General features: G+C 63.2%; 7 protein-coding genes. 1 reads left to right on the forward strand and 6 read right to left on the reverse strand.

The annotated features are described in order from the left end of the window. The first annotated feature begins 329 nt into the window (after positions 1–329). Positions 330–1,082: a transglutaminase-like cysteine peptidase gene (locus ACZBJS_RS18045; RefSeq protein ID WP_463438943.1), complete on the forward strand. Its 753-nt coding sequence runs from the start codon at positions 330–332 to the stop codon at positions 1,080–1,082. A gap of 127 nt (positions 1,083–1,209) precedes the next feature. On the opposite strand, the gene ACZBJS_RS18050 is transcribed toward ACZBJS_RS18045, so the two are convergent. From ACZBJS_RS18050 to ACZBJS_RS18075, 6 genes are all read right to left on the reverse strand, one after another. Beyond that, a complete protein-coding gene (locus tag ACZBJS_RS18050; protein WP_229190242.1) occupies positions 1,210–2,409 on the reverse strand; it encodes an ABC transporter substrate-binding protein in 1,200 nt (399 codons plus the stop codon). A gap of 79 nt (positions 2,410–2,488) precedes the next feature. After that, positions 2,489–4,327: an AMP-dependent synthetase/ligase gene (locus ACZBJS_RS18055; protein WP_316398810.1), complete on the reverse strand. Its 1,839-nt coding sequence runs from the start codon at positions 4,325–4,327 to the stop codon at positions 2,489–2,491. 139 nt (positions 4,328–4,466) lie between these two features. Continuing rightward, on the reverse strand, positions 4,467–5,246 hold the full coding sequence (locus tag ACZBJS_RS18060) for an ABC transporter ATP-binding protein (RefSeq protein ID WP_076832616.1): 780 nt from the start codon (positions 5,244–5,246) through the stop codon (positions 4,467–4,469). A gap of 10 nt (positions 5,247–5,256) precedes the next feature. Further along, the gene (locus tag ACZBJS_RS18065; protein WP_028336610.1) at positions 5,257–6,015 is read right to left on the reverse strand and encodes an ABC transporter ATP-binding protein; all 759 of its coding nucleotides are present in this window, start codon (positions 6,013–6,015) and stop codon (positions 5,257–5,259) included. Further along, the gene (locus ACZBJS_RS18070; RefSeq protein WP_229190245.1) at positions 6,012–7,163 is read right to left on the reverse strand and encodes a branched-chain amino acid ABC transporter permease; all 1,152 of its coding nucleotides are present in this window, start codon (positions 7,161–7,163) and stop codon (positions 6,012–6,014) included. Before ACZBJS_RS18070 ends, ACZBJS_RS18065 begins: the two co-directional genes overlap by 4 nt. A 10-nt stretch (positions 7,164–7,173) precedes the next feature. Beyond that, the gene (locus ACZBJS_RS18075; RefSeq protein ID WP_028336612.1) at positions 7,174–8,049 is read right to left on the reverse strand and encodes a branched-chain amino acid ABC transporter permease; all 876 of its coding nucleotides are present in this window, start codon (positions 8,047–8,049) and stop codon (positions 7,174–7,176) included. Positions 8,050–8,346 lie beyond the last annotated feature (297 nt).

Here is an 8,346-nt window from a genome sequence, read left to right on the forward strand (position 1 = left end):
CCCCTTAGCCCAGAGCGGCCATTTGACCCCAATTTCCCGGCCAAAGCTGTGACTTAGCTTACAAATCACAGCAGTCCCGTGCGCGGACCGGCCGGGTTAACCAGAGGGCAAGGATGAATTGCAAAGCAGTGGAAAAAGGTTCGCCGCTTCCTTTCACAAACCGGTAAAGTTTTCGGGACCCCAAGCAGGCGCCCTTTAGCCTCTTCCCCTGATTCCCCACATCTTAAGTCGATTCGAAGGGATCGTTCGCCATGCTGCCCGGCATGAAACGATCCGGTCGCGTGCGCGGTGCAATTTCCACCCGCCGAAGAGCGGACAGGGGGTGTCGGATGAGATTCTCGCTTCGCCCGCTTGCGCTGCGCGCCGTCATGCTGGGCTTCGGCCTGGCCCTGGCCGCGCCGGTTGCCGAGCTCAATGCCGCTTCGCTGCTTTCGCCCGGTCCGGCGACGCTGATCAGAAAATCGACCGAGCCGTTCGGCCTGACGACCAGCCTGCTTGCCGACGGCGGCCTGCACGACAAATGGCTCGGCGTGCAGCGCCAGCTCGCCGACGAATTGGAGCAACTGGCAGCCTGCGAGAGCGACCGCGCCGGCTGCGCGTCGCCGGCGGCGCTGCGATTCCTGGCGATCGTCGAAGCCGGACGGGCGCGTCAGGGTCGCGCCCGGCTCGGCGAGATCAACCGCGCGATCAACCTTGCGATCCGTCCGGGCAGCGATCTTGCGGCCTATGGCGAGCCCGACGTCTGGGCGACGCCGCTCGCCACCTTCGCCCGCGGCAGCGGCGACTGCGAGGACTATGCGATCGCGAAACTCGTGGCGCTGCGCAAGGCCGGCGTGGCGCCGGAAGATCTGCGGATCGTCGTCCTGCATGACCTCGTCGGCGGCGAAGACCATGCGGTGCTCGCCGCGCGGCTCGACGGCCGCTGGCTGACGCTCGACAACCGCCGCATGGCGATGATCGAGGACAGCGACATCAGGAGTTTTCGGCCGACCTTCGTGATCGACCAGCACGGCATCAGCCGCTATGTCGATGCCCCGCTCGTCGCCGAGGCCGCTTGGCGGCCGGCGGCGCGTACGAACTAAGAGCCGGCCAGACATACTTTCCGTGATTGCGAGCGAAGCGAAGCAATCCATCCCTCCGCGGAAAGATGGATTGCTTCGTCGCTTCGCTCCTCGCAATGACGAGTGAATCCAGATGAGCGACTGCCCGTCAGAACATCAGATTATCCTTCACCAGCACCCAGCGACCGCCCTTGACCTGCTGCACCTGGGTGATGGTGTTGGCGAGATGATCCGTCTTGGAGAACTTGGTCGGCGGCGAGCTGAAGATGTCGAGGAACTTGTCGCCTGACTCCAGCGAGTCCAGCATCTTCTGGCCGGAGAGATCCTTGCCCGCCTTCTGCGCGTAGAAGGCAAAGGTCATCACCGCGTTGTAGCCGATGATCGCCTGGGTATTGGCGTCGGTGTTGAACATCTTCTTGTAGTTCACCAGCCAGTCCTTCACCTTGCCCTTGGCCGTGTCCTCGTAGGGAATCTCGAAGCCCGAGGCCGCATAGAGCCCTTCGACGGCATCCTTGCCGAGCGCCGGCACTTCGAGCACGTTGGTCGGGGTGGCGCCGAGGAAGGTCACATCCCAGCCGAGCTTCTTGGCCTCGTTCATCGCGCCGATGGTCTCGCGGATCACGGTGCCGAGCACCACGAGGTCGCAGCCATCGGCCTTCATCTTGGCGACCTGCGCCGAGAAGTCGGAGGCGCCGCGCTTGTAGCTCGTGACCGAGGCCGGCTGCACCTTCATCGCGCCAAGCTGCTGGGTGAAGCCGTCGAGCACGTTTTTGCCGTACTCGTCATCCTGATGCATGATGCAGGGCTTCTTGAAGTTCTTCCACTCCATCATGTATTTGAGCGCGGCGCGCGTGCTCTCGACATAGGGCAGGAGGTTGTTGAACTTCAGCCGCTCCTGCGGCTTGGCGGGATCGAACTTGAAGGTGAATTCGGCGGCCGTCAGCGGGAACAGCTGCAACACGCCCGCATCGAACAGGATGTCCTGCGCGGCGAGCACGGTCGGCGAGCCCATCGGGCCGATCATCGCGAACACCTTGTCGCGCTCGACCATCTTCTGCGAGGCCAGCACCGCCTTCTTCGGATCGTAGCCGTTGTCCTCCAGGATCATCTTGATCTTGCGGCCGTTGATGCCGCCGCCGGCGTTGATCTCCTCAACCGCCATCTTCATGCCGTTGGACACCGGAACGCCCCAGACCTTGATCGGGCCGGACAAGTCCTGATGCGTTCCGATCACGATCTCGGTCGGCGAGATGCCTTCATTGGTGACCTTGGTCTGGGCTGCGGCCGGCAGACAGGTCAGCGCCAGCGCACTCACCGCAAGGCCCAGCGCCTTCAGCGATTTCGACATTGCAGTCTCCTCCTTACATGGCCCATGTTAAGCGAAGGGTCGGGCCTGCTCGCTCCTTCGCCAATTTCTTTCTCCTCGGCTATGCTACCGCGCGTTCGCCATACATGGCGGCGATCTCGGCCGCGTAGCGCTTGTTCACGAAGCTGCGCTTCAGCTTCATGGTCGGCGTCAGCTCCTCGTCCTCGGGCGTGAGCTGGCGCTCGATCAGATAGAATTTCTTGACGGTCTCGACGCGCGCGAACTTGACGTTGACCGCCTCGACCTCGCGCTGGATCAGATCCTGGATTTCGCGTGCGCGGCACAGGCTCGCGTAATTGGTGAAGGGGATGTCGTGGTCCTGGGCGTATTTCTCGACATTCTCCTGGTCGATCATGATCAGGCAGGTGAGATACGGCCGCTTGTCACCGATCACGACCGCATCCGAGACATAGGGTGAGAACTTGAGCTGGTTCTCGATCTCGGACGGCGTGATGTTCTTGCCGCCGGAGGTGATGATGATGTCCTTCATCCGGTCGGTGATCTTGACATAGCCTTCATTGTCGATCGTCCCCACGTCGCCGGTGTGCAGCCAGCCTTTGGCGTCGATCGTCTCGGCGGTCCTCTCCGGCTGGTTGAGATAGCCCATGAACAGGAAATCGCCCTTGATCAGGATCTCGCCCTTCGGGCAGATCATCACCTCGCCCCAGGGCGCGGCCTTGCCGACCGAGCCGAGCTTGATGCGATCCGCCGGCATCATGGTCGCGACGCCGCAATTCTCGGTCTGGCCGTAGACCTCGCGCATGTCGATGCCGAGCGCGAGATACCAGCGGATCAGATCCGGCGAGATCGGCGCGGCGCCGGTCAGCACAATCCGGCAGCGGTCGAGCCCGAGCATGCGGCGGATGTTGCGGAACACCAGCCAATAGGCCGCGCGGTTGGCGAGCCGCAGCGACAAGGGCGGCGTCTCGCCCTGCAGCCGACACTCGGTCATCCGGTTGCCGATCGCGAGCGCGCGGGCATACATCCAGTTCTGGAACGGGGTCGCATCCTTCAGCGCGATGGTGATGCCGGAATAGAACTTCTCCCAGATCCGGGGCACCGCGAGGAATGCGGTCGGCTGCACCTCGCGAAGATTGTCCGGCACCGTCTCCGGGCTCTCGGCGAAATTCATCACCGATCCCAGGGCGAGCGAGAGGTAATAGCCGCCGACCCGCTCGGCGACGTGGCAGAGCGGCAGAAACACCAGCCGCTCCTCGCTGTCGGTCGAGGGGTAGAGATCGTTGGCGTGGCGCATCTGGTGCGTCACGCTGCGGTTGGAGTGCATCGCGCCCTTGGGCGGGCCCGTGGTGCCGGAGGTGTAAACCAGGATCGCGAGATCGGAGGCGGTGCGGCTGCCGGTCATCTCGTCCCACAGCGCCGGATTGCCCCAGGCATGATTGCGGCCGAGCGACGTGAATTCCGCGAGCGACAGCACCATCGGATCGGAGAAGCCGGAGAGGCCCTCCATGTCGAACACGACGATCCTCTCCAGCGTCGGACAGCGCGACCGGCAGGTCAGCACCTTGTCGAGCTGCTCCTCATCCTCGACGAAGATCACCCGCGTGCGGGAATCATTGATGAGGTATTCGACCTGCGCGGCCGAATCGGTCGGATAGATGCCGGACGAGACGCCGCCGGCGCACAGGATGCCCATGTCGGCGTAGACCCATTCCGGCACCGCGTTGGCGATGATCGAGCCAACGTCGCCGGGACGGAAGCCTGTGGCATGCAGGCCGTAGGAGATGTCCTTGGAGATCTGCAGCCATTCGCGCCAGCTGGTCGGTTGCCAGATGCCGAACTTCTTCTCGCGGATCGCGGGCCTGTCGCCACGCGTTTGAACCGCGAGCAGAAAGCTCCTCGCGATCGTGTCGGCAACCGTCAGCACCGCTGGTCCGGCCATGCGCGCTCCCTCCTCTGCCGCCCGTCTCACGCGCCGGCTTGTGTTGCCGGTCTTGTTGGCGAAGCGGGCCTGAAATCTAGCTCCAACTCTCGTTCAGTGCCAAACCTTCCTCGGCGCCATTGCCAGCGCCCAGTCATTCTCAACGCCACGTCTTCTTCTTTTTCCAGCGCCGCTCGCCGCGCGCACCGGCTTCCTTGGCGCCGAGGTAGAACTCCTGGATATCGGGTGAATTCATCAGCCGCTCGCAGCTGTCGTTCATGACGACGCGGCCGATCTCCAGCACATAGCCGTAATGCGCCGTCTCCAGCGCGATCTTGGCATTCTGCTCGACCAGCAGGATCGACATGCCCTGCTCCTCATTGACGCGGCGGATGATGGTGAAGATCTCCTTCACCAGGATCGGCGACAGCCCGAGCGACGGCTCATCGAGCAACAGCAGCGTCGGCCGGTTCATCAGCGCCCGCCCGATCGCCAGCATCTGCTGCTCGCCGCCCGAAAGCTGCCCGGCCGGCTGGCCGAGCCGCTCCCTTAACCGCGGAAAATAGCCGTAGACGCGCTCGAGGTCCTGCGCCACACCGTCGCGGTCCTTGCGCAGATAGGCGCCCATCATCAGGTTTTCGCGCACCGACAGGAACGGAAACACCTCGCGCCCCTCCGGCACGTGGCTCAGCCCGAGCCTCACGATCCGGTCGGCCTCCATGCGCTGGATCGGCTTGCCGAGGAATTCGATCGAGCCCTTCTGCGGGTCGAGGATGCCGGAGATCGTCTTCAGGACCGTGGTCTTGCCGGCGCCGTTGGCGCCGAGCAGCGTCACGATCCGGCCGCGCGGCACCTCGAGGCTGATGCCGCGGATCGCCATGATCGGCCCGTAATAGCTTTCGATGTTGGAGAGTTTCAGGATGATGTCCGCTGTGCTCATGGCATCATCCTCATGCGCCGAGATACGCTGCGACGACGTCGGGATGGTGCTGCACCTCGGACGGCGAGCCCATCGCCAGCACGCGGCCGTAGTTCAGCGCGATGACGCGGTCGGAGACGCGGTTGACCAGCGTCATGTCGTGCTCGACCATCAGCACGGTGATGCCGAGCTCGCTCTTCATGTCGCGGATCCAGAACGACATGTCGTCGGTCTCCTCGACATTGAGGCCGGAGGACGGTTCGTCGAGCAGGATCAGCTTCGGCTCCGAGCACAGCGCCCGCGCCAGCTCGATCACCTTGCGCACGCCGTAAGGCAGTCCCGAGATCAGCTTGTCGCGGTAGGGCTCGAGATCGAGGAACTCGATCACCTGCTCGACGCGGCGGCGATGCGCCTTCTCGCCGGCACGAACGCTCGGCAGGAACAACAGTTCCTGCCACAGCCGGGTGGTGGAATGGCGATGGCGGCCGACCAGGAGATTGCTCAGCACGGTCGCGTTCTCGAACAGCTCGATGTTCTGGAAGGTGCGGGCGATGCCGAGTTTCGCGATATCGTAGGCCGGCTCCTGGGTGATGTCCTGATCCTCGAAGAAGATCTTGCCGGAGGTCGGCGGATAGATCCGCGAGATCAGGTTGAAGATCGAGCTCTTGCCGGCACCGTTGGGCCCGATGATCGAGAGGATCTCGCCCTTCTCGACCGCGAAGCTGACCGCATCGACCGCCTTGAGGCCCCCGAAATGCAGCGACAGGTTCTCGGCGCGGAAATAGCTCATCTGTTCCGCTCCGATTTCACATAGATCTTCTGCCGCTTGAAGGTGGCGCGCTTGTAGAGCGGGAACAGCTGGAAGAAGAGCTTGATCTTGAGCCAACGGCCGTAGAGTCCGAGCGGTTCAAACAGCACGAACAGCACGATGATGATGCCGTAGATCGCGCCCTTCAGTCCGTTGGCGGAGGCGAAGGCTGCGACCGCGTCCTGGATATGGCCCGCGCGCTCGGTGCCGGCGCCGAGGGTGGCAGCAATGCCGCCGATCACGCCGGGCATATCGTCCTTCAGATAGGTCAGGAACGGATCGATCATGACCAGGAAGATCGCGCCCAGCACCGCACCGTGCAGGCTGAACGTGCCGCCGATCAGGATCACGATGATGAACTCGATCGAAAGCTGCAGCGTGAACATCTCGGGCGAGATGAAGGACAGCTTGTGCGCGAACAGCACGCCGGCAAAGCCGGTGATCGCCGCCGAGATCGCGAACGACTTCACCTTATAGAGCGCGACATTGATGCCCATGCTGCGCGCCGCGGTCTCGCTGTCGCGGATCGCGACAAAGGCGCGCCCGGTCGGCGAGCGCAGCAGATTGAGCGTGCCGACGATGGTCAGCACCAGCACCGCAAGGCAGAGGTAATAGAAGGTCGGGCCGTCGCGCGACACCGTGGTGCCGAGCAGTTGCATGGTCTTGACCCGCATGCCCTCATTGCCGTTGGTGACGCCTTCCCAGCGCGCCAGGATCTCCTCGACGATGAACGCAAAGGAGATCGTCGCGATCACCAGATAGATGCCCTGCAGCCGCAGCGCCGGAAACCCGACCAGCGCGCCGACCACGCCGGTCAACAACCCCGCGGCGAGGAAGTAGACCGGAAACGGCACATTGAACTGCTGCAGATAGGCCGCGGTATAGGCGCCGATCGCAAGAAACGCGGCATGGCCGAGCGAGGCCTGTCCGGTGAAGCCGGTCAGGATCAAGAGCCCGACGCCGACGGTCGCGTAGATGCAGACGAAGACCAGCTGGCTCATCAGATAGCTCGAGAGCACGTAGGGCGCGATCAGCAGCACCGCCAGCAACAGGCCGTAGGAATAGATGTAGCCCGAATGCGGGAACAGCTTGATGTCGTCTTCGTAATCGGTCTTGAACAGAAACCGCATCCGTTGCTCCTCAGACTTTCTTCCGGACGTGAAGGCCGAACAGGCCCTCGGGCTTGAGCAGCAGCACCGCGAGCAGCACGATGTAGGGCGCGACGTCCTTCCATCCCTGCGGCAGATAGAAGCCGGCCATGCTCTCGATCACGCCGATCAGGACGCCGCCGACCACGGCGCCCGGGATCGAGCCGAAGCCGCCGAGCACCGCAGCCGGAAACGCCTTCAGCCCCAGAACCAGGCCGACATTGGAATGAATGAAGGTGATCGGCGCCAGCAGCACGCCGGCGCAGGTCGCGACCGCGGCCGAGATCGCCCAGACGATCGAGACCACCCGCTTGACCGGAATGCCCATGTAATAAGCAGCCAGCATGTTCTCGGAGCTGGCGCGCATCGCGGTGCCGAGCGTGGTCCGGTTGAAGAACAGATAGAGCAGCGCGCACAGGATGATGGTCGCCGCGATCACCGACAGCTTGTCGTAGGCAAGCACCAGGCTGCCGATCCGAAGCACGCCCTGGCTGAACGGCGTCTCGATCTTGAAGTCGTCGGTGCCCCAGATCATGCCGGAGACCGAGCGCAGGAAATAGCCGAGCCCGATCGTCGCCATGATGATGGAGAATTGCGGGTAACCGAGGATCGGCCGCACCACGAGCCGCTCGGCCAGCATGCCGAACAGCGCCATGCAGATCACCGCGCCGGCGAACCCGACCCAGTAATTCAGCCCGAGCATGCCGATGAAGGTGAAGGCGAAAAAACCGCCCAGCATCATCAAATCGCCTTGCGCGAAATTGACGACCTCGGTTGCCTTGTAGACCAGCACGAAGCCGAGCGCGATCAGGCCGTAAACGCAGCCGAGCGCGATGCCGCTGACGAGCTGCTGAACAAAGTCCAGCATCGTTCCCTCCCCGATGCCCGGCGATTCTTATCCGATCGCTCGTTGCATCCCGCCTTCACGCCCTTGTGTCTGGAGCGCCGAAAGCCGCCTATGTCCGCCCCGATTGAGCCAAAAGGCCCGATCCCTGTCAACAAACCGCTGTTGTCGCTGTATCATCACATTTGCGGAGATTTGCCGCAGCACGGACTAGAGCCTGTCTTCAGTTGAGGGATTCCCAAATCAGGGGATAAGTGATTCATGGGTGGTCGGCTTTTGGAGGGGCCGGCCGATGCGACGCTATGCATTGCGCGACGACCA

It is taken from the genome of Bradyrhizobium sp. KZN70725 (assembly GCF_055264925.1).